Source organism: Gabonia massiliensis (assembly GCF_001403595.1).
In the GTDB taxonomy this organism is placed as follows: Bacteria; Bacteroidota; Bacteroidia; order Bacteroidales; family Coprobacteraceae; genus Coprobacter; species Coprobacter secundus.
Genome location: NZ_LN877939.1, coordinates 435,109 through 458,293, shown reverse-complemented (window position 1 = coordinate 458,293; position 23,185 = coordinate 435,109). Strand labels below are relative to the sequence as shown.

The following is a 23,185-nucleotide window of genomic DNA, read 5'->3' as shown; positions in this document are numbered from 1 at the left end:
ATCTGTTTTACTCATGGCAAAGGTAATAAATATGCATCACATATTTTTTTTTATTGAATGAAAAGATGTAAATAAATTGGAATCAGTATTGGGGGGTATTGTATTGAAAAATCAGCCATAAGATAATTATAATTATCTTATGGCTGATTTTTTTGAAGGTTTTATTTATAATAGGGATATGTTAAAATAGACTCCATGCAACAGTAAGTCCTGCCATAACAATAGCTACCATGCTCATTAGTTTGATAAGAATATTTAGACTTGGCCCGGAAGTATCCTTGAATGGGTCTCCTACTGTATCACCGACGACTGTAGCCCGATGCACTTCTCCACCTTTTCCTCCAAATTTACCTTCTTCCACATACTTTTTTGCATTGTCCCATGCACCACCTGCATTTGCCATAAAAATAGCTAGTACAAAACCGGAAGCTAAGCCTCCAATCAAGAGGCCTATTACACCTGGAACTCCGAATATAAGCCCCGTGACAATGGGGGCTATTATAGCCAGAAGTGATGGAAATACCATTTCATGTTGAGCACCTTTGGTCGAAATGGCCACACATCTTTCATAGTCGGGCTCTGCTGTTCCGGAAAGGATACCTTTTATTTCTCGAAACTGTCGACGTACTTCTTCTACCATATGTGATGCGGCTCTTCCTACAGCATTCATAGTCAATCCACAAAATAGGAAGGCCATCATTGAGCCTATAAATATTCCAGAAAGTACTTTTGGATTCATGAGTGTAACGTCATAATAGTACATGAAGTCAGTGAATCCAGCTTGATGAATTTCGATTGTAGAACCATCGGCAAAGGTTAATACCGTTTCTCCGATTCTACTTAGCCCTATGCGTATTTCTTCAATATAAGAAGCCAACAATGCTAATCCTGTAAGTGCTGCAGAACCGATAGCGAAGCCTTTTCCTGTAGCTGCAGTTGTATTGCCTAAAGAATCAAGAGCATCGGTTCGTTTACGTACTTCTTCTCCTAATCCACTCATCTCTGCGTTGCCACCAGCATTATCAGCTATAGGCCCATAAGCATCAGTGGCTAAAGTTATACCTAAAGTCGATAACATACCTACGGCTGCAATTCCTATACCATATAATCCCATGGAGATGTTGGCAAAATCAAAACCAGAAGCAAACCAGTAAGAAAGAATAATACCTACGACAACTGACAATACAGGAATAGTTGTAGAAATCATACCTAAACCTATACCTGAAATAATAACGGTAGCGGGACCGGTTTGTCCGCTTTCTGCTAGCTTTTGAGTGGGTTTATAAGATTGGGACGTATAATATTCGGTAGAGCGTCCAATTACAATACCGACGAGCAAGCCTATAACAACAGCACATGATATGTTGAACCAATTATTTAATTGTAGGGTCCAAAGAATAAGGAAAGTGAATATAACAATCAAGATTGAACTCAAATTAGTTCCAAATGATAGTGATTTGAGCAGGTCTTTCATACTGGCATCTTCTTTGGTGCGAACAGAAAAGATACCCAGAATAGAAAGTAGAATTCCGACTGCAGCTATTAACATAGGTGCGATTACAGCTTTGAATTGCATATTTATATCGTTGGTAGTAATGAATGCAGCAGCACCAAGAGCCGATGTTGCGAGTATTGAGCCACAATATGATTCATATAAGTCGGCTCCCATTCCGGCAACATCACCTACATTGTCACCTACGTTATCAGCGATAGTAGCAGGATTACGAGGATCGTCTTCAGGTATCCCGGCTTCGACTTTACCTACAAGGTCGGCCCCGACATCCGCAGCTTTAGTATAAATCCCTCCACCGACACGAGCAAATAGGGCTTGAGTAGAGGCTCCCATACCAAAAGTCAACATCGTTGTTGTAATTACACATAGTTTTGCCGAAGGATTTAATATATCAGTCGGAATACAATAATCAAGCAGTAGATACCAAAATGAAATGTCAAGAAGACCAAGCCCGACAACAACTAGACCCATTACGGCTCCGCTTCTGAATGCTATACGCAATCCTCTATTAAGAGAAGTTCGGGCTGCATTTGCAGTCCGAGCTGAAGCATAAGTGGCTGTTTTCATGCCTAGGAAACCTGATAGTCCGGAAAAGAAACCTCCGGTGAGAAAAGCTATAGGGACCCAAGAATTTTGTAACTGAAATCCATAAGCCATGATAGAGAAAAAAATAACAAGTCCTAAGAAAACAAGGCCTACAACTTTGTATTGTTGCTTTAGGTAAGACATAGCTCCTTTACGAACGTACAAAGCAATTTTTTGCATAGCTTCTGTTCCTTCACTTTCGTGCATCATTTGTTTGTAGAAATACCAAGCCAAGGCAAGTGCTACAAGAGAAGCGGTTGGAACCAACCAAAATAAATAGTTTTCCATACAGTGATATCAGATTAAATATTTATGGTTTTAAAAGTACCTATTTGAAATGTTAAATACAACTTGAATAGAACAATTTTTTACTAAATAAGACTAAACTATTATAAGTTTGATGTAGGGAATTATTATTAATAGGTAAAGATATGTTTAGGTTTTTTATTTTTATATTTTAGAAAGAGCGGGAAAGAAGTAATAAAAAAACTATCTCAATTCTACTTTGAGATAGTTTTTTATTTTGGAATAAGAGAGATTTATTTATATTCTTGCCAGCTCTTAATCTGTATATCTTCCATTTTCAGGTTACAGAATGCTTCAATAAATGCACTTGCAAGACGGGCATTAGTAATCAGCGGGATATTGTGGTCGATAGAAGCTCGACGTATTTTGTAACCATTGGTTAATTCTCGTTTGGTATGGTTTTTGGGGATATTGATTACTAAATCAAAACGATGGTTGGCAATCATATCCATTACATTTTCTTTTCCACTTTCATCTGGCCAAGAAACGACTTTTACATTATCTATGTTATTCTCTGCCAAAAACTTTTGAGTACCGGCAGTGGCATAGATTTCATATCCTTTGGAAGATAGGGTGCGGCATGCCTCTAATAAATCCACTTTTGATTTTGCAGAACCAGAAGATACCATTACACTTTTTTGAGGAATGGGATATCCTACAGCAATCATGGAAGTTAGTAAGGCTTCATTGAAGTCGTCACCAATACATCCTACTTCTCCAGTAGAAGCCATATCCACTCCTAATACCGGATCAGCATTTTGTAAACGGGCAAAAGAGAATTGAGATGCTTTTACTCCTATACAGTCGACGTCGAATGCAGTTTTATCTGGTTTTTCGTAAGGAGCATCAAGCATGATACGAGTAGCAGTTTCTATAAAATTACGTTTTAGAACTTTAGAAACAAACGGGAAACTGCGGGATGCTCGTAAATTACATTCAATTACTTTTACATCGTTGTTTTTAGCTAGAAATTGTATATTGAATGGTCCGCTAATATTGAGCTCTTTTGCAATTTGTCTACTTATTTTTTTGATGCGACGGGCTGTTTCAAAATATATTTTTTGAGCAGGGAATACTAGAGTTGCATCTCCTGAGTGAACACCTGCAAATTCAACATGTTCTGATATGGCATATTCTACAACTTCTCCGTTTTGAGCAACGGCATCAAATTCGATTTCTTTCGCATTTTGGAGGAATTGAGATACGACTACTGGATATTCTTTAGAGACGTGAGCTGCAAGTTGTAGAAAATTTTCTAAACCTTCTCGGTCATAACAAACATTCATTGCTGCACCGGAAAGCACATATGATGGGCGTACTAATACTGGAAATCCTACACGTTCAATGAAGGCATCAATTTCTTCTTTACTGGTAAGTTCTTGCCAAGCAGGTTGGTCTATGCCCAATTGGTCAAGCATACTGGAAAATTTGTGACGGTTTTCAGCCCGGTCGATTGATACCGGTGAGGTACCTAAAATGGGAACATTCTGACGATGCAATTTCATAGCCAGATTATTAGGTATTTGTCCGCCAACCGATACGATAACTCCTTTGGGAGATTCCAAATCAATCACATCAAGAACTCTTTCATAAGAAAGTTCGTCGAAATATAAGCGGTCACACATATCATAATCTGTTGATACGGTTTCTGGATTATAGTTAATCATGATTGACTTGTATCCTAATTTTCGAGCAGTTTGGGCTGCATTTACAGAGCACCAGTCGAATTCTACTGAGCTACCAATACGATATGCACCTGAACCTAAGATGACTACTGATTTATCATTTTTATAATACGGAATATCATGATCACTACCATCATATGTCAGATATAGGTAATTAGTTAGTTCTGGATGTTCAGATGCCACTGTATTTATCCGTTTTACGGAGGGCAAAATTCCAGCTTTCTTACGGTAATTTCGTACACGAAGATTTTCTGCTTCCATATTTCCAGAAGGATTTTCGGTAATACGTGCAATTTGGAAATCAGAGAATCCCATACGTTTAGCTTCCAGTAATATGTCTGCTGGAATTTCTTCGATTTTTTTGTAAGACTGTAATCTTATTTTATAATCGTGTATGTTTTTTAGTTTAGTTAAGAACCATTTGTCTATTTTAGTCAAATCATGTATTTTGTCAATACTGTAACCTTTATCAAAAGCAGTGGATATAGCGAAGATTCGAAGGTCAGTAGGATTAGATAATTCTTTATCAAGGTCTTCAAACTCAAGGTCATTATTGCCAACGAATCCGTGCATACCTTGTCCAATCATACGAAGTCCCTTTTGTATAATTTCTTCGAAGCTTTTACCGATAGACATAATTTCACCTACCGATTTCATGCTGGAACCGATTTGTCGAGATACTCCAACAAATTTACTTAGATCCCAACGAGGAATTTTGCAAATTAGATAATCTAAGTTTGGAGCTACATATGCAGAATTAGGAGTATTCATTTCTCCAATTTGGTCAAGAGTATAGCCTAGTGCTAGTTTTGCGGCAACAAAAGCAAGGGGATAACCTGTAGCCTTAGATGCTAGTGCAGAAGAGCGGCTTAGGCGGGCATTGACTTCTATAACTCGATAGTCGTCTGTTTCTGAGTTGAATGCATATTGGATGTTACATTCTCCAACAATTCCTAAATGACGAATTGTTTTTTTTGATAATTCTTGTAATAGTGTTAGCTCTTTTTCATCAAGTGAACAAGTAGGTGCAACAACGATACTTTCACCGGTATGAATGCCCAGAGGATCAAAATTTTCCATACTGGCGACGGTAAAACAATGATCATTTTTGTCTCGTATTACTTCGAATTCTATTTCTTTCCATCCTTTTAGGGATTCTTCTACTAATATTTGACTTGAATAGGAAAACGCATTTTCGGCAAGTTCTTTCAGTTCTTGTTTGTTGTTGCAGAATCCACTCCCCATTCCTCCTAATGCATATGCAGAACGGATAATTAGGGGAAAGCCTATTTTTTCTGCTGCATCGAATGCATCTTCCATGCTTTCTACTGCTATGCTTTTGGGGGTTTTTACTTCTATTTCGTCTAGTTTTTTGACAAATAGATCCCTATCTTCGGTACTCATAATGGCTTCGACAGAAGTTCCAAGGACCTCAACTTCATATTTTTTTAATATACCTTTATTATACAATTCTGCGCCACAGTTTAATGCAGTTTGTCCGCCAAAAGCCAATAATATTCCATCTGGTTTTTCTTTTTTGAAAATCTCTTCAATGAAGTAAGGAGTTACTGGTAGGAAATATACTTTGTCTGCGATACCCTCAGATGTTTGTATTGTCGCAATATTGGGATTTACTAATATTGTTTTTATACCTTCTTCTTTCAGTGCTTTTAATGCTTGAGAGCCTGAATAATCGAATTCACCTGCTTGCCCTATTTTTAAGGCACCTGAGCCTAACACTAAGACTTTTTTGATAGATTTCTGCATAATTTCCGTATAGTTTTTAGTTCATATTTCTTATCTTATAAAAAAAATGCGTTAACTTAAAAAGCCAACGCATTGTATTTAAAAAATGAATAATCGTTATAATAAAAAAACGGGAATACACTGTCGTATATCGACAAGAAAGAGTGTTGGGCTCCTATCTTTATAAGTGTATTATTCATCGGAATCTGTTCTTTGTTTTCAAAATTTTTACAAAGATAGATGAAGTGTTATAAATATTCAAACTTTTCATCTTTTTATTTCGTATTTTACTTAACTTTTAAGACTTGTCCTGGTCTAAGTTTTGTAGATTTATTTATTCTGTTCAATTTGCACAATTGATTTACAGAAGTATGATATTTTGATGCTAAGGCGTAAAGTGTATCACCCTTTTTTACCCGATGAGTCGCATATTTGGATCCATTTTGATGTTTGTCTGATGAAGCAACGGCTTTTTTAACTGCAGCATTGTTTTGATTTTTCCCAGAATATTTATTGGTACTGTGTGGATGATATACAAATATATCAGTATGAGGAACTTGATTTTCAAAATCAAAAATATCATTTGGATTCAAATCTATGCCTAAGAAACGAGTTTCAAAATGAAGATGGGGGCCAGTAGAACGCCCTGTATTTCCTCCTAAGGCAATAGGCTCTCCAACTTTTACTATTTGATTGGGGCGTACTAATATTTTAGATAAGTGCCCATATATAGTTTCCAAACCATTTCCATGTCTTAGCAATACATAATATCCGTAACCTCGGGCATCATACTTAGTGATTCTTACTTTTCCTGAGAATGCAGCTCTAACGGTATCACCTATTTGTAATTTTAAATCTACTCCTCGGTGCATTCTTCGCCAACGAGGACCGTAATCTGAAGTTTTGTATCCCGGTACAGGCATACAATAATCTGCTACATTGATGGCAAAAGAATCTGGTAATTGGGACATTGATTTTTTATAAGGATTTACCCATTCATTATTCCATTCGTCTCCGTATAAGTCAATTGCAGGAAATTCTTCAGCTTCTTGTTTTAACTTGCGGAAAAAGGTTAAGGAATCTATTAAGCTGATCTCCTTACGAATATTACGTTGATTAGCTAAGAGATCATGATGCTGTTGATTATGAATATTGTTTGTTGGTTTACCCGGATTAACCTGGGCGGATATTTCAATAAATGGCGCTGTAGCGATTAATCCAGTGATAATCAATTGCTTTAGTCCGGTAAAATTCATTATATAAATACGTTTATTTCTCATTTAACTTGTATGAATATAATTTTTACTTAGTCTATTATAAAACAAATTTTCTAGGGGAAAGTAATATTCTTTCCTCTAAATTTATTATAGAAATATAGTGATGTTTTATAATAAGTAAATTATTCATGTAATACATTTAGGCCTTTATATTTAAAGCTTACTTCTTCAAAGATAAAAAAAATCTTCTGAAAATGAGAAGCTTAATTAGCACAAATTAAAACTATGATTACCTAAAAAATAAATTTTTTCGATGTAATAAATTGATTATTAATATAATATATGTATATATGTTTTACAGCATATTTGTACATTTTAATATTGTGAGCTTGAGAATTAAATATAAAAAAGATTATATCTGTAATATTGTAAAATTATTTGTACAAGAGAATATAACTGAAAATAGGATTTCAAAATATATATTTGAGAGGGTTATAGTGTAGTTTGTTAAAGTTTTTTTATTGAAGTTATATCTCAACTAATTATTATAACAATTATATATAGCAATGTTTATAATCTGAGATTTTTGATTTATCATTTGAGTACTTATACTGATTATTTGTTTCAATTTTAGTGGTATTTGTTCCTTTAAGATTCTTTAGGGATTCGAATGGTACATTAGTCTCTGTCGGATATTATGTATAGAGTTTTATTTGATATAAAGAGGAATATTTTTAGATTAGTTTGAGTTTTTTATAGGTTTATATTTTTTTTAATTACTGAAATAGAAAACATTTCCGAAGTTTATAGTATCTTCATAATACCCTAAACTTCAAAAAAGATATATTTATCAGAAGATTTATATATTGTGATTTTTATTTTCTATTTTTACATCTGGTGGGGTAGAAGTGATTTGTCCGGTTTCGTCGATATAAGCTATCATATCTTCAAAATTTTTTTTTGAATTGTTTGCTTTTCGTTCATCTTTTCTTTTTTGTTTTTCTAATCTTTTTGAGATTTTTTTCTTTTCATTTTCTTTTTTATTAGATGAAATTCTATTTGACATATAATTTAGTATATAATTTTATAATCCGATAATTTTAAGCAGGAGCAACTATTTGTTGTATTTTTTGTCCAGTTAATTTTTGTATATTTTTTATGATAGGATGTTCTTCCTGAGAGCAAAATGACATAGCGACTCCGGCGTTACCAGCTCTTCCTGTGCGTCCTATTCTATGTACATAGGTTTCTGCCATAGCCGGTAAGTCGAAATTTATTACTAATTCTAATTGTTGAATATCTATGCCTCGAGCTGCTATGTCTGTAGCTACCAAAACTTTAGATTTGCCGGATTTGAAATTGGAAAGAGCATTTTGACGAGCATTTTGAGATTTATCTCCATGTATAGATTCACTTTGTATACCAGCCCTATTTAATTGTTTTGCAATTTTGTCAGCTCCGTGTTTGGTCCGAGAAAAAATAAGAGTTGATTTTTTTGAGTCAGTATTTAATATGGATAATAGTAATTCTTTTTTTTGTGCTTTTTCGACGAAATATATTACTTGTTTTACTGTATTTATGATGGAAGAAGTTGGGGTTACTTCGACAATATTGGGTTGCAAAAGGATTGTGTGTGACAAAGTAACGATATCGTTAGGCATGGTTGCTGAAAAGAATAGTGTTTGCCTTTGTTTGGGTAGTTTAGATAAAATTTGTTTTATATCATGAATAAATCCCATATCAAGCATGCGGTCTGCCTCATCTAAGACAAAATGTTGTATAGAATTTAAATTCACGAGCCTTTGATTCATTAAATCAAGCAATCGGCCAGGAGTAGCTACTAGAATGTCTATGCCTGCATTTAATTGGTCGGTTTGTTGTTTTTGTTTTACTCCTCCAAATATGACGGAATGTTTTATATTAGTATATTGGCAATATTCGGTAATGCATTCATTTATTTGTAATGCTAATTCGCGAGTGGGAGTTAAGATTAAGGCTTTGATTGTCTTTTTATTGGAATTACTATTCTTTTTTATTAATTGTTGTATAATGGGAATAGTAAAAGCTGCGGTTTTCCCGGTTCCGGTTTGTGCTATACCTAATATGTCTTTTCCTAATAGAGCTAAGGGTATAGCTTTTTCTTGTATAAGAGTTGGATTTTTGTATCCTTTTTTGTTGAGAGCTTTTAAAATAGGTTCTACTATTGATAATTCTTTGAATGTCATAAATAAACGCTGTAAATATTGTACAGACTTTTTTAATAAAATTAATAATTGACCGGTACATATTGGGTAATATGAATCAGTTTGAATGTTTTGGTTACATTCATAACAAGAAAGTTTATAACAATTGATTTCAACAGTAAGAAATGCGGTAGATTATAACCGAATATATACAGGAAGAAGATGAAGACCAAAGATGAACTTTATTGCTTTCGCAACAAAGATAAGGATTTATTCTTAATAATACATTATAAATACAAAATAATTGAACGAATGATATTATAAAGGAGAAATTTCTGTAATAGATATATCTTTTGTATATGTTAAATTCTCAAGTAGTTTTATTTGTTAATATCTTGGATGATAATGACTTACATTCTCATTATTTAGCTGATAAGACTCCAGTTAAACTTTTTCTTGAATATTTTTTGTAATTGAAGTTTTAATATATGATGTTCTGTCAATATTAGTTCTGGGTCTTTTTCCAAAACTTCGGTTGCGATGTCTCGAGCTAATTGTAATATTTGCCCATCTTTAGCTATATTTGCTATTTTTAAATCAAAAGCAATGCCGCTTTGTTGTGTACCGTCCATGTCTCCCGGCCCTCGTAATTGTAAATCGGCTTCAGATATTTCGAATCCGTCGTTGGTCCTTACCATGATTTCTAGTCTTTTTCGGGTATCTTCTGAAAGTTTGTGAGAAGTCATGAGAATGCAATACGACTGGTCTGCTCCTCGACCTACACGTCCTCTGAGCTGGTGAAGCTGAGATAGTCCGAATCGCTCAGCATTTTCTATTATCATTACAGAGGCGTTTGGCACATTTACACCCACTTCAATTACAGTAGTGGCTACCATAATGTGAGCTTGACCGGAAATGAATTTTTTCATTTCCACTTCTTTTTCTACAGGTTTCATTTTTCCATGTACCATACAGACTTCATATGCGGGGAAGACTTCCTGAATATGCTTGAATCCGTCTTCCAGATTTTTTAGATCTGATCGCTCGCTTTCTTGTATTAGTGGATATACAATATAAATTTGTCTGCCTTGCTCAATCTGTTTGCGTATCGATGCATATAGAGCTCCCCGACGATTATCGTATTGGTGTATTGTTTGTATTGGTTTTCGTCCAGGGGGTAACTCATCTATGACAGATACGTCTAAATCTCCATATACTGTCATTGCTAACGTTCTGGGTATTGGAGTTGCTGTCATTACTAAAACATGAGGCGGTTTGTTATTTTTTTTCCAAAGTTTAGCTCGTTGGGCTACACCGAAACGATGTTGTTCATCGATAACAGCTAAGCCCAAATTAGAAAAGTTGACAGTATCTTCGATCAGAGCGTGTGTTCCTACAGTTATATGGGTATCACCTGTTAGCAGTCTATTATGTATTAGTTCGCGTTCTTTTCTCTTTGTGGATCCAGTTAATAAGTCTACTTGCAAGCCTAAAGGTTTTACTAACTTATTGATAGTTTCGAAATGTTGTGTTGCCAATATTTCTGTAGGAGCCATTAAGCAGGCTTGGAATCCATTATCTACAGCCATTAGCATACTCATTAGAGCAACTAAGGTTTTACCGCTTCCTACGTCACCTTGTAAGAGCCGATTCATTTGTTTACCGCTTCCTACATCTGCTCGTATTTCACGTAAAACGCGTTTTTGAGCATTTGTTAAGTCAAAAGGCAGATATTCATGGTAGAATCGGTTGAAGATATCACCTATAATTTCGAATCGGAATCCTCCAAGTTTACGTCGTTGTAATTTGGTGAATCGTAATATATTTAATTGCAAATAAAATAATTCTTCAAATTTTAAACGAAATTGAGCTTTACGCAATATATCGGGAGATTTGGGAAAATGTATATTTCTCAATGCTTCATTTATATAGATGACTTGGGCTCTTGCAATAATCCATGCGGGGAGAGTTTCAGAGAGTGCTTCAGGAATAGTTTGCCAGAGATTATACATAATTTTTTGCATTGCCTTGGAATTCAAAAAATGAGTTTTCATTTTCTCTGTTGTATTGTAGTAAGGCTGTAATCCCGGACTTTTGTCAATAGCTTCTATCGGATCTATTTCCGGATGGGCAATATTTAGTTTAGAACCGAATACGTTAGGTTTCCCGAATACCGTATATTCTGTTTGTAATTTATATTTTTCAACTATAAATTTTATGCCTTTAAACCATACTAATTCTATAGTTCCAGTTCCATCGGTAAAAAGAGCGGTAAGTCTTCTTCCTCGGCCTTCTCCTATTGTTTCAAAAGAAGTGATGAATCCTCGGAGTTGAATATATGGCATGTTTCCGTCTATCTCACAGATTTTATATGTACGACTTCTATCTATGTATTTATATGGATAGTAAAATAATAAATCTTCACAAGAAAATATGTTTAGTTCCTTGTTTAGTAGTGCAGCTTTTTGAGGTCCAACACCGGGTAAAAATTTTATGTCACGGGAGGATAAATCAGGCATGGGAAATAAACATTTCTGCTAATAATAAATCTTGAGGTGTAGTTATTTTTATATTTTCAGTATTCCCCGATATAAGATGTACAGAGTATCCTGCACTTTCGACAACTGAGGCATCATCTGTAAACCATTCGTTATAGGTCTGAGTATAAGCTCTTTTTAATATATCGGATCTGAATACTTGAGGGGTTTGTACCGCTCTAAATTTTTGGCGGGGTACACTTTTACTACTTTTGTCAGGCATGATTTCGCGTAGTGAATCGATAACTTCTATAACGGGTATTACTGCTCCGAATAATTCTGCTTTTTTAAAAGCATTAGCAATTACCTGTTGTGAAGTGAAAGGTCTTACTCCATCATGTACAGCTATTAACCCTGGTTCAGATATAATATTTAGTCCATTATAAACTGAGGCAAAACGGGTGTTTCCTCCACTTACTACTGTATGTTTTATGTGGAAATTATAATCTTTACATAGTTGATTCCAATATTCTTGGTGGGAGTGAGGTAAAACAAGGATAATATGTATGCTATTATCATATTGGTAAAAAGTATTTAATGTATGCATTAATATAGGATAGTTACCGATTACCTTGAATTGTTTAGGGATTTCACTTCCCATGCGTAGTCCTTGTCCTCCTGCTACAATAATTACATATTTTTTTTTAATCTCCATTCTATTTCCTTTTTACAAAGACAAATTTATAAAAAAATAGAGAGATAATCTTTTTATAAATATATAAAAAAGGCAGGTTAGCCCTCTTTCGGGTTTACCTGCCGTACATCATCCACACAACATCAACATTTTCGGTAAGCGAGAGCAAAAGTTAAATAGTATAACTAATGCAAAGCATAGAAAAGTCGAATGAGTCAACATTTAGCCTATAAAATGCACCAGAGTATAGAGGCTAGTGGAGTTAACAGAATGATTTTTCCGATTTATTTTCGGTAGTATCTTTTTTCTCAGTAGTATCTTTCTTGGTTGGGTTTTGGGCAAGTGCGAGAGTCTTTTTCTCACATTTTGTTTCAGTAGAATCATTCTTTTGGGTAGTAGATTCTTTTTTTACAGGTTCTTGAACGAAAGCTAGGGACTTGTTTTCTGTCTTGTTCTCGGTGGAGTCTTTCTTTACAGGTTCTTGAGCAAAAGCTAAAGACTTGTTTTCTGCCTTGTTCTCGGTAGAGTCTTTCTTTTCAGGTTCTTGAACGAAAGCTAAAGACTTGTTTTCTGTCTTGTTCTCAGTGGAGTCTTTCTTTTCAGGTTCTTGAACGAAAGCTAAAGACTTACTTTGAGTGGTATCTTGTTTTTCTGTAGTTTCCTTTTTAACAGGATCTTGGGCAAAAGTTACAGTTGTAAATCCGCAGGCTAATACAAACGCTACTGTCAATGCTAACTTTTTCATAATTCATCAATTTTAAATGGTTATTCTATTGTGTTTTTATATTTTCGTTGTTTGCTGAAATATATTCAAGAGCTGTGCCAAAAAGTTTGTGGAAAATATAATATGCTGTTTATCATTTATTTATTTGCTTGTAAGTATAGTGAGATAAACATTTATTTGTGGAAAATTTCTACAATGATGTGGATTTTGTCTACGTAGAAACTGTTTTAAAAGAAAGATTTCTTTTTAACTGGAAGATGATTGGGATTAATAAAAGAATTCTTGTTTTTGGGAAAATAAAGTTTTTATTCAAAAAAATAAAACGTTACTCAATGTGATATAATTTCAGTTTATTGTATAATGTTTTACGATCAATATTTAGTAACTGAGCAGCCCGGCTTTTATTATTACCCGTTTGTTTTAGAGCTTCAAGTATGCGTTCTCGTTCGGTATTGGGATTCTTTAGAGAGAAATCGTTTATAGAAATAGAAGCCTGTACCTCATTAATATCATTTAGTTCTTGTTTAAGTTCTGACGCTGTTATGTAATCGTTATTGGCTAATAAAGTAGCCCGTCTTATAATGTTTTTCATTTGACGCAGATTTCCTGGCCAATTGTATTGGAGTAGCATAATAGATGCTTCGTTGTCAAATCCAAAGATATGCTTATCTAGTTCTTGATTAGCTTGGTCAAGAAAGAAATTTGCAAAGTGGAGTATATCTTCTTTCCTGTCTTTTAGTTGGGGCATACGTATCGTAAATTCGTTTATTCGATGGTATAGATCTTCTCTAAAAGTCCCATTAGAAATAGCGTTTTCAAGGTTTTCGTTTGTTGCAGTAATTAGACGTATATCTACCATTATTTCTTGATTAGAACCAATAGGTTTTATTTTTCTTTCTTGTAGAGCCCTAAGTAACTGTATCTGGGTCTCATAATTGAGATTTCCAACTTCATCTAAGAAAAGAGTTCCTCCATTAGCTTCAAGGAAAGCTCCCGTTTTATCATTGATAGCTCCAGTAAAAGAACCTTTTATGTGTCCAAAAAATTCAGATGCTGCTAACTCTTTAGGTATTGCTCCGCAATCAATAGCAATAAAAGGTTTATCAGAACGTTTACTTAGCTGGTGGATTCGGTGGGCAATGTATTCTTTACCTGTGCCGCTAGCACCATTAATAAGTACAGACATTGGAGTAGGAGCTACCAATTTCACATAATGATATAATTCCTTAGCTGCATCACTTTCTCCTTCTAAATATTCTTGATGTATAGTAACTTTTGCCTTGTTTTCCTTTAAAGAAATATTTTTTAGGGGCTGTTGAGTATCTACTTTTAAAGCTTCTATTATTTTTTTTAAGAGTTCATCAGGATTGATTGGTTTTGATACGTAATCTTTTGCTCCAAGTTTCATAGCTTGTACAGCCGTTTGTATTTCTGCATATCCAGTCATGATAATGAGTGGAATAGGATTTTTTTTTACATTCATCCATTCAAGAAGGCTGATACCGTCGTGGTCAGGTAAACGAAGATCTGAAAGAATTAGGTCGATATGGTAATTGTTTAAGATTTTTTGTGCATCCTTTATATTCCCTGCCGTTTCGACTTCAAATTCTTTTTTCTTTAGCCAGGTTTTTAACATCAGGCTGTATGTAGTATCATCTTCAACGATTAATATCCGCTTCATTTATTCCACATATTTCATATGTTATATACAAAGGTAAAATATTTTACTAAAATCGTCTTCTCATTTTAACAATAGTTTTGTTTTTTATATTTTGTGATATTATTTATAAGATTATCGATAAGGTGTAATAAATGTGTGGTTTGTTTATCGATATCTTCGTTGAATGTGTTGTTTTTAAGTCTTTCCAAAGATAGAAGAATTTTTTGCATTTCAGGTATACCAATCATCGTAATTACAGGAAGCATTTTGTGAGCAACAGTTGATATTTCATTTACATTCTTTTGAGAATATGCGGTTGTTATCCGGTCTTTATTTTTTTGAGTTTCATTTATAAATGTTTCAATAATTTCTTTAGAAGCTTCAATATCATCAGAAGAAAAAGCTGTTAATATTGAGAAATCAGGTTCTTCATTTTCATTTTTGGGCGAGATAGTATCATTATTATTTTGTATTGTTATTCCTGTGATTTTTTCTATAATTGCTGACATTTCGGATAGCGAAAAAGGTTTATGCAAACAACCGGCAAATCCTTTCTCGATAAAATAGCTTTCATTTATGTCACTTCTTGCTGTAACGGCTATAATAGGGATGGTATGACCTTGGGAAATATCCGAATTTCTTAAATATTTGAGTAAATCAAAACCATTGATGCCGGGCATTTGTACATCAGTGAATAGTAAATCATATTTATTTTCCCGTAATTCTTTATAGAGGATATTTGCTTGCCAGCAAGCTTTTGCAACAATCCCTTTTTGCTGTAGTTGAGCTGTAAATAATTCAAGCTGTATGCGGTCATCATCAATAAGCAGTACTTGTAAATTTTTATCTGAAAAATCTTTTGTAATAGATGTCGTTGCTATAGTGGAATTGGTAGTCTGTAAAGGAATTTTTACTGAAAATTTACTGCCTTTCCCTTGTTGACTTTCCGTATCAATATTGCCTTGGAGAAGAATTACTAATTTTTGTACTATTGATAGTCCTAATCCAAATCCTTCTTCTCCTTGAGCACTTTTTAGTCGAGTAAATTCTTTGAAAATTTTATTTTGCTCTTCGTGGGTCATACCGCAACCAGTATCTGCGATAGAAAAAGATAATATTTTATTTTGTATGTTTACTTCTAAAGATATTTTTCCTTGTGTAGTAAATTTTATAGCATTTGAAAGTAAGTTATTAGCGATTTGTGTAATTCGCAATGGATCACCTATATAATTTTTTTCAAGTTCATCTCCTGCTTTATACTCAAGTTTTAATCCTTTTTGTGTTGCGATTGGAATAAAGCGATTTTTTATTTCTTCGAATAGTTGGAGTGGAATAAAGGACAAATGTTGGACTTCTGCCTTATTTGAATCCAACCTGTAAAAATCAAGGAGATTGTTTACTAATGAAAGCAAATGTTGGGATGATTGCTTCATATTTTGTAAGTAGAATTGCTGACGCTCGTCTTGTATAAGGCGTTCGAGTAGGTCACTATAACCGATTACAGAGCTTAGAGGAGCTTTGAAATCGTGAGTTATGGTCAACATTAATTTTTCTCTTGAACGTAATAGTTCTTCAGCTTTTTTATTTGCTTCTTCAAGTTCTTTTCGATAACGATGACTTCTGGTAAGGTCACGTCCAATAATGATTAAGAAAGCTAGAGCAAGAATTACTGCTGCAGCGGCTATACAACCTAATACATACACAGCTTGTTGCCGTATAGCTTGTTGCTTTTTTATTTCGTGTAAGGATACTGATAGTTCTTCTTGTTCATAATCTCGTATGATTTGGTCTATTTTTGCATTTAGAGTTTGGTTGTTTCTCCATAGTCTATTACTTTGGATTGAGACTTTTTCTCTTAAATTCTCACGGCTATCGTCAATTTCGGTTCTCAAATTTTGTGACACAGTAACAATACTGTCAATAGGAATATATTTTCTTAAAGAATCAGTATTATTTGTAACAGTAATATCATCTTTATCTCCACTAAAGGCGTCAGCAAGTCTTTTAAGAAATCTTTTTGGCCTTTGTTTTTTTAATAAAGAGTCTTGTTTTTTCATTATTTGGTATTGCTCATGTTGTCTTTGTAGTAAAGAGTCTTGTTGTGCAATGATTAAGTCTAAGTTCTTTTCGTAGATTTCATTATTTTGTGTAGAGTGCAAAGCTTTAAGTAAATTGATGACATTTTTGCTTTTTTGCCGTAAAAGCGTATTTACGCTATCTATCCTGTTTATTTGTACAGAGTCCGTTGCAGTAGATTTTAGTGTATCGAGTGCTGCTAATGCTGTCGTAAGAGATTTTTGGTATCGAGGGAAGTCATTTTTTCTTCCTATAATGAGTGTTTGACCAATGGCATCTGTTTGATAAAGATAATTTAATGTTCTATTTATTGCTTTTCGCTTCACCATTAGTTCGGTTTCGTAAGGATTGGGGGTAGTGAGCAAAGCTATTTCTCTTCCAATAAAATAAAAGGAAGAGAGAAGTAAAGCAACCAGTAGAAAATAACTGGTTGCTACTTTTTTGATACTTATATCAGTACGAGTATTTTTCACATTTTTTTATGTCTTATTTCCTTTTTATCAATCTGATGATTTCACCTATCCATAAAACTATGGAAGTCCCACCAATGATGATGCCCCAATCTTTTAAGCTGATAGGTTCTGTTCTGAATACATCACCACCAAAAGACACAATCAATATTTGTCCTATAAGGATAACTAAAGCAACAGACAAGAATCCTCCATCATGAGTTAACCCATTAAAGGCTGATTTGCCTGTGGCAAATGCTTTTGCATTGAATAGATTCCAAAATTGGAGCATTACGAATATAGTAAAAAAGCAAGATAAATCGTACCTGCTGATATTTCCATTTACGTCTGTTGGGAAAATGAATAATAGCCCTAATAAAAGGATAACAAATGATATTCCTACGAATAAAATATTCGATCGCATAGCACGTGTAATGATAAAATCGTTGTTACGACGGGGTTTATCTTTCATTACATCTTTATTAGGTGGTAAAGACGCGAGAGCTCCGGCAGCAAAAGTATCCATGATTAGATTAACCCACAACATCTGAGTAACGGTTAAGGGTAATTCATGACCTAATAAAGATCCCAAAAATACAATAATCAGAGCTACTACATTAATTGTAAGTTGGAATAGTAGAAATCGTTGTATATTTTGGTATAGAGAACGTCCCCACATGACAGCTGTCGCAATACTTTTGAACGAATCGTCGAGTAAAGTGATGTCACTGGCTTCTTTAGCAACAGATGTCCCTGAACCCATAGAAAGTCCTACATGTGCATGGTTTAATGCTGGTGCATCGTTTGTTCCGTCCCCGGTAACAGCTACGATAGCACCACCCTGTTGCAGTAATTGCACCAATCGTTGTTTATCTGTTGGTCGGGCTCGGCACATAACTTTTAGTTTTTTTACTCGTTCGAATGCGACATCATCTGGCAATGCTTCAAAGTCGATTCCAGTAATAATGTTTTCTTCGTTGTCTTCAGGTTTCCATGTTCCTATTTGTCTGGCTATTTCTTTGGCTGTTCCAGGTGTGTCTCCAGTTACTATTTTTACATCTATACCAGCATTTAAACATTCTGCGACAGCATCAGGGACATCTGTACGTACAGGATCAGAAATTGCAACTATTCCCAAAAAGGTGAGGCCGCTTTCTACTAATTCCTGTATGGAGACATTAGGAGTGTCTTCTATAACTTTATAAGCAAAACCTAATGTTCGCATTGCTTGATTCTGATAGTCTAATAGCTGTTTTTCAATCTGTTTTCGATATTCGTTTATTGGTTGATACCCTTCAAAGGTTTTTATTTCACGACATTTTGAGAGTACAATTTCTGGGGCACCCTTTACATATAAAATTTTTTTCTTTAAAAGAGGAGAATGTACTAAAGTTGCCATGTATTTTCGCTCGGTAGTGAACGTGAGCTGTTCTATTACTGAAGCATTTTCTCGTAACAGTGTATATTCGATATTATTCTTATGTAACCATAGTAAAAGTGCCGCTTCAGTTGGATTTCCCAAAGATTTTACTTTTTGGGGGTCAGTGTAGTCTAAAAATGCTGTGGAGTTGACAGCAATACCTTCCTTAATTAATTTACTTTCTTCTGAATCATCGAGAGATTGGCTTGCTGTTAGTCCGTAGAAGTTGGTTTGATGCACTTGCATTTGGTTTTGGGTCAAAGTTCCTGTTTTATCGGTACAGATAACTGTTGTAGCACCCATTGTTTCACAAGCATGCATTTTACGTACAAGATTGTTCGTTTGTAACATACGACGCATGCTCAGAGCTAAACTGAGAGTTACACTCATAGGCAAACCTTCAGGAACAGCTACCACGATAAGCGTTACAGCAATCATAAAATATTGAAGAACTCGGTTTGCTGTCTCGATAGAAATCCATGCATCGGTTTGTAAGGCGTTTACTCCGAATGGATAACCTATGGCACAACATACAATGAAAACTATCATTCCGTAAATGAACCACGTGAACCATCCTTTTTTAGAGACTGAGGCAGGAATCCTTTTTTTCTTTCCTGCTAAATCAAACGCATCATAAAGAATAGGAATCCAGACTTTTGATAATGCAACGATAAGTCCTAATATTGCAGCGCCTAATAATCCGAGTTGTCCTAATGAAATAGGGTTCTGGATGAGATCTTTTATAAATAAGGCACTGAAAGTTAAGATAGCAAGAGCAAAACCAATGACACCAATGAATTGAGCTAACCCATTTAATTGTAGATTGAGAGGTGTTTCTTCTTCGTTGATTTCGGTAGATTTTTGAGCAACTTGTCCATATTGGGTCTGATCTCCGACTTGTTTTACTTCCATTATACCATGACCATCCAAAACTTTAGTTCCACGCATGACCCAGTTTGACGGATAGGTAGCATCTTTATCGAAATCATCAGGGTTCGTAGTCTTGTCTATCATGAGTTCTCCTGTAAGGCACGATTCGTCTATTTGTAATGAAAGGGCTTCAAGTAGTTCGCCGTCTGCAGGAACCTCCTCTCCAGTTTCGAGTAATACAATATCGCCAACAACAATATCTTTGCGAGGTACTTCTGTAATGTTTCCGTTTCGGTAAACTTTAATCATTATATCATCATTTACCTGATTGAGTATATCGAATTTTTTATTTGCATCCATTTCAAACCAAAATGATACACCCGTCGCTAAAAATATGGCACAAAAAATACCTATAGTTTCGGCATATTCATTATGAATGAAAGATATTCCCAAGGAGAGCAATGCTGCAATAAGCAATATGCGTACAATGGGGTCTGCAAATTTTTCGATAAATAGTTTCCAAAGTGGAGTTTTAACTGGGGGAGTAAGTAAATTAGAGCCGTATTCTTCCCGGCTTTTCAATACCTGGGCATCTGTCAGGCCCGAGTAATGCTTTTTTTGTTCCATTATATTTTGTGTTAAGTCTGACAAGAAAATGAAAATAGTTAAGAGTACTCCTAATTATTTTCATTTGTGTGACGAAGATATATATAATAGCGAATAATTTATATTTAAAAATCAATAATTGTGTTTCATATTGAGAAATGTCGAAATATTTGTAAGAAAATATAACATTTTAACATAATTTTTGATGTAGAAATAAAGAACTATCAATATTATTGAATATTTATCCTATGTATTCGGAGTCTTGTTTATTATGTGTTGTAATAGGAAACGGATATTGGTCTGAGTATTTATGTGAAAAATCTAATTTTTGTATTTCTGATGTATGTCTATTAATGTAAAAGTCATATCTGAGAATAATGACGTATTTCCTCGAAATTATTTTATTTGTGATATTCATTTAATTTGGATGTTAATTTGCTGCGGACTGGGTGTGTATGTCCTGATTTGAGATAAATAAGATTCTCGGATATTTCCTATTCCAAATTTGTGAAGAAAAAATAGTACATTGGATTTATGACTTATTCTCATTAGGTTGTATTTTTTATAAAAATAGAACTATTTTATTTTAAAAACTATTTTGGGATGATTAGATGAATTCATATTTTTTATTATTGTGATGTAATATTGATATGTTCCTTTCGTTATAAAGTTAAAAAGGAGCTTTTTCTCAAAAGCTCCCTTTTATAGGTTTTCAATAGGTATTAATTTTTAAGGTAAAAAAGATTGTTTTAGGTTAATGCTTGCAAAGTAGCCTCTTTTTTTTGTTCTCTCAAAATAAATTTGTATGTTTTATAATATGTTTTTGTGTGTATATTATACGCTTAATATAGGTTAAAAGCCCTTAAATGTGATAATAACATCAGAAAAACATAGTGCGTGTTATTTAATTTTTTTATCAAATAGTTGTTATTTTTTGCCAGATTTGGTCGGTCTTATCAGTCGTAATACCATTGCCGAGCGTGCAGGAATATATAATTTGAGCCATTCTTTTTTATCTTTTTTGTATAGTGGATCAAAATTGGTAAAGTGAGGAATAGATTCATCTATTAGACCATATCCCCCATATTCAGGAGAATCGGTATTTAATATAGTTTTGTATTCTCCTTTAGGGGCTAATATTCCATAGTCGGTAAATGATTTGTTAGGATGAAAATTAAAAACGAATATGAGATCTTTACGTTTGAATGCAAGAATTTGGTCACCTTCATTATCCCATAATTTATCGATAAGTGATTTCTCGAAATTATGTTCATTCTTGATGAGAGAAATCATATCAGCATCGAATTTACCCAAATAACTGTATTTTAGGTCTTCTCGGTCTACCAGGCTCCATTGTCTACGGGCATATTTATATGACCAACCGTTTCCCTCTCTAGGGAAGTCAATCCATTCCGGATGGCCAAATTCATTACCCATAAAATTCAAATATCCTCCATTGATAGTAGATAAAGTAATTAAACGTATCATTTTGTGTAAAGCAATACCTCGATCTACAGTATAGTTTATATCGTTTTTCATCATGTGCCAATACATTTGGTCATCGATAAGTCTAAAAATAATAGTTTTATCTCCTACCAATGCTTGATCATGGCTTTCCGCATAATTTATTGTTTTCTCATCAGAACGTCTGTTGGTAACTTCCCAGAAAATGGCTGCAGGTTTCCAGTCTTCGTCTTTTTTTTCTTTAATTGTTTTTATCCAGAAATCAGGTATACCCATGGCCATGCGATAGTCAAACCCCATTCCTCCATCTTCAATTTTCACTGCCAATCCCGGCATACCACTCATTTCTTCTGCAATTGTAATTGCATTAGGATTTACTTCGTGTATCAGTTTATTTGCAAGGGTTAGATATGTGATTGCATTTTCATCTTGTCCTCCATCATAATAATCATTATAATTACAAAAAGCTTTTCCCAATCCATGATTGTAATAGAGCATTGATGTAACACCGTCAAAGCGGAACCCGTCGAACTTGAATTCTTCCAGCCAGTATTTGCAATTGGATAAAAGAAAATGTATAACTTCATTTTTCCCATAATCGAAACATAAAGAGTCCCAAGCAGGATGCTCTCGACGGTGGTCTCCATAGAAAAATTGGTCATATGAGCCGTCAAATCGACCTAATCCTTCAACTTCGTTTTTTACGGCATGAGAATGTACTATATCCATTATTACTGCGATTCCTAAATTGTGGGCATCATCAATCAGGTGTTTAAGATCTTCTGGAGTACCAAATCTGGAAGAAGGAGCAAAAAAACTTGAAACATGATAACCAAATGACCCATAATAGGGATGTTCTTGTATAGCCATTATTTGTATGGCATTGTAGCCGTCAGCAGCAATACGAGGCAAAACGTTTCGCCTAAATTCGTCATATGTTCCTACTCGTTCTTCTTCTTGAGCCATTCCAATATGGCATTCATATATCAATAGTGGGGATATTTTTGGTGTAAATTTTTTCTTTTTAAAGATGTATTTTTTTTCGGGATCCCATACTTGAGCCGAAAAAATATAGCTTTTTTCGTCTTGAACCACTCGTGTTGCCCAAGCTGGAATACGTTCGCCTTGACCGCCATTCCAATGCATCGAGAGTTTATATAAGTCGAGATGTTTTATTTCATTGGATTTTAATTTTATTTCCCAGATCCCGTTTTTTAATTTTTTGAAACGATACATTGCTTTCTCTTTCCATTCAGAGAATGTCCCAATTAAATATATTTCGGTTGCATTAGGTGCCCATTCTCGTATGACCCATCCGTCGGATAATTTATGCAATCCGAAATAAAGATATCCAGTAGCAAAGTCTGAGAGCGTTTCAGCTCTTCGTATCAGGTCTTTTTCTTTATCGTTTGCTTGTTGATACCGACGTTCTATAACGCTGCTGTAGGGGGCCAGCCATGGATCATTTTTTATTAGATTGAGAAGCTTCATAGTACACAAGATTAAGTTG

The 23,185-nt window shown here is 34.4% G+C and carries 11 protein-coding genes and 2 pseudogenes; all 13 read right to left on the bottom strand.

Annotated elements, in window-relative coordinates; genetic code table 11:
• Window positions 1–181: 181 nt before the first annotated feature.
• Window positions 182–2,386, bottom strand: a complete 2,205-nt coding sequence (locus BN2628_RS06715; RefSeq protein ID WP_044229478.1) for a sodium-translocating pyrophosphatase — start codon at window positions 2,384–2,386, stop codon at window positions 182–184.
• 251 nt (window positions 2,387–2,637) lie between these two features.
• Complete coding sequence (gene carB / locus BN2628_RS06710; RefSeq protein ID WP_044229481.1) at window positions 2,638–5,856, bottom strand: carbamoyl-phosphate synthase (glutamine-hydrolyzing) large subunit; 3,219 nt, start codon at window positions 5,854–5,856, stop codon at window positions 2,638–2,640.
• A gap of 266 nt (window positions 5,857–6,122) precedes the next feature.
• Window positions 6,123–7,091, bottom strand: coding sequence for a M23 family metallopeptidase (locus tag BN2628_RS06705; protein ID WP_044229573.1), 969 nt, complete (start codon window positions 7,089–7,091; stop codon window positions 6,123–6,125).
• A gap of 820 nt (window positions 7,092–7,911) precedes the next feature.
• Window positions 7,912–8,118: a hypothetical protein gene (locus BN2628_RS06700; RefSeq protein ID WP_055096578.1), complete on the bottom strand. Its 207-nt coding sequence runs from the start codon at window positions 8,116–8,118 to the stop codon at window positions 7,912–7,914.
• Between the two features lie 34 nt (window positions 8,119–8,152).
• Window positions 8,153–9,277: a DEAD/DEAH box helicase gene (locus BN2628_RS06695; protein ID WP_044229484.1), complete on the bottom strand. Its 1,125-nt coding sequence runs from the start codon at window positions 9,275–9,277 to the stop codon at window positions 8,153–8,155.
• Window positions 9,278–9,660: 383 nt separating this feature from the next.
• Complete coding sequence (gene recG, locus BN2628_RS06690) at window positions 9,661–11,754, bottom strand: ATP-dependent DNA helicase RecG (RefSeq protein WP_055096576.1); 2,094 nt, start codon at window positions 11,752–11,754, stop codon at window positions 9,661–9,663.
• On the bottom strand, window positions 11,747–12,427 hold the full coding sequence (locus BN2628_RS06685) for a 2-C-methyl-D-erythritol 4-phosphate cytidylyltransferase (RefSeq protein WP_055096574.1): 681 nt from the start codon (window positions 12,425–12,427) through the stop codon (window positions 11,747–11,749). Before BN2628_RS06685 ends, recG begins: the two co-directional genes overlap by 8 nt.
• 241 nt (window positions 12,428–12,668) lie before the next feature.
• Window positions 12,669–13,151, bottom strand: coding sequence for a hypothetical protein (locus BN2628_RS06680; RefSeq protein WP_055096573.1), 483 nt, complete (start codon window positions 13,149–13,151; stop codon window positions 12,669–12,671).
• 304 nt (window positions 13,152–13,455) lie between these two features.
• Window positions 13,456–14,388 (bottom strand): annotated as a pseudogene (locus BN2628_RS06675) (sigma-54 interaction domain-containing protein); the annotation flags it as partial.
• Window positions 14,389–14,532: 144 nt separating this feature from the next.
• Window positions 14,533–14,766: pseudogene (locus BN2628_RS17790) on the bottom strand (response regulator); the annotation flags it as partial.
• Window positions 14,767–14,876: 110 nt separating this feature from the next.
• Window positions 14,877–17,339, bottom strand: a complete 2,463-nt coding sequence (locus tag BN2628_RS06670) for a hybrid sensor histidine kinase/response regulator (RefSeq protein WP_052431540.1) — start codon at window positions 17,337–17,339, stop codon at window positions 14,877–14,879.
• Between the two features lie 13 nt (window positions 17,340–17,352).
• Window positions 17,353–20,232 carry a calcium-translocating P-type ATPase, PMCA-type gene (locus tag BN2628_RS06665; protein ID WP_044229497.1) on the bottom strand — a complete coding sequence of 960 codons (2,880 nt, stop codon included), beginning with the start codon at window positions 20,230–20,232 and terminating at the stop codon, window positions 17,353–17,355.
• Between the two features lie 906 nt (window positions 20,233–21,138).
• Window positions 21,139–23,166, bottom strand: a complete 2,028-nt coding sequence (locus tag BN2628_RS06660; RefSeq protein WP_044229500.1) for an alpha amylase C-terminal domain-containing protein — start codon at window positions 23,164–23,166, stop codon at window positions 21,139–21,141.
• Window positions 23,167–23,185: the final 19 nt, after the last annotated feature.

Excerpts from the sequence above, each read along its gene's own strand:
- BN2628_RS06700 (WP_055096578.1), bottom strand. The coding sequence starts at position 8,118 with ATGTCAAATAGAATTTCATCTAATAAAAAAGAAAATGAAAAGAAAAAA.
- BN2628_RS06705 (WP_044229573.1), bottom strand. The coding sequence starts at position 7,091 with ATGAATTTTACCGGACTAAAGCAATTGATTATCACTGGATTAATCGCT.
- BN2628_RS06715 (WP_044229478.1), bottom strand. The coding sequence starts at position 2,386 with ATGGAAAACTATTTATTTTGGTTGGTTCCAACCGCTTCTCTTGTAGCA.
- recG (WP_055096576.1), bottom strand. The coding sequence starts at position 11,754 with ATGCCTGATTTATCCTCCCGTGACATAAAATTTTTACCCGGTGTTGGA.
- carB (WP_044229481.1), bottom strand. The coding sequence starts at position 5,856 with ATGCAGAAATCTATCAAAAAAGTCTTAGTGTTAGGCTCAGGTGCCTTA.
- BN2628_RS06660 (WP_044229500.1), bottom strand. The coding sequence starts at position 23,166 with ATGAAGCTTCTCAATCTAATAAAAAATGATCCATGGCTGGCCCCCTAC.
- BN2628_RS06665 (WP_044229497.1), bottom strand. The coding sequence starts at position 20,232 with ATGGAACAAAAAAAGCATTACTCGGGCCTGACAGATGCCCAGGTATTG.
- BN2628_RS06695 (WP_044229484.1), bottom strand. The coding sequence starts at position 9,277 with ATGACATTCAAAGAATTATCAATAGTAGAACCTATTTTAAAAGCTCTC.
- BN2628_RS06685 (WP_055096574.1), bottom strand. The coding sequence starts at position 12,427 with ATGGAGATTAAAAAAAAATATGTAATTATTGTAGCAGGAGGACAAGGA.
- BN2628_RS06680 (WP_055096573.1), bottom strand. The coding sequence starts at position 13,151 with ATGAAAAAGTTAGCATTGACAGTAGCGTTTGTATTAGCCTGCGGATTT.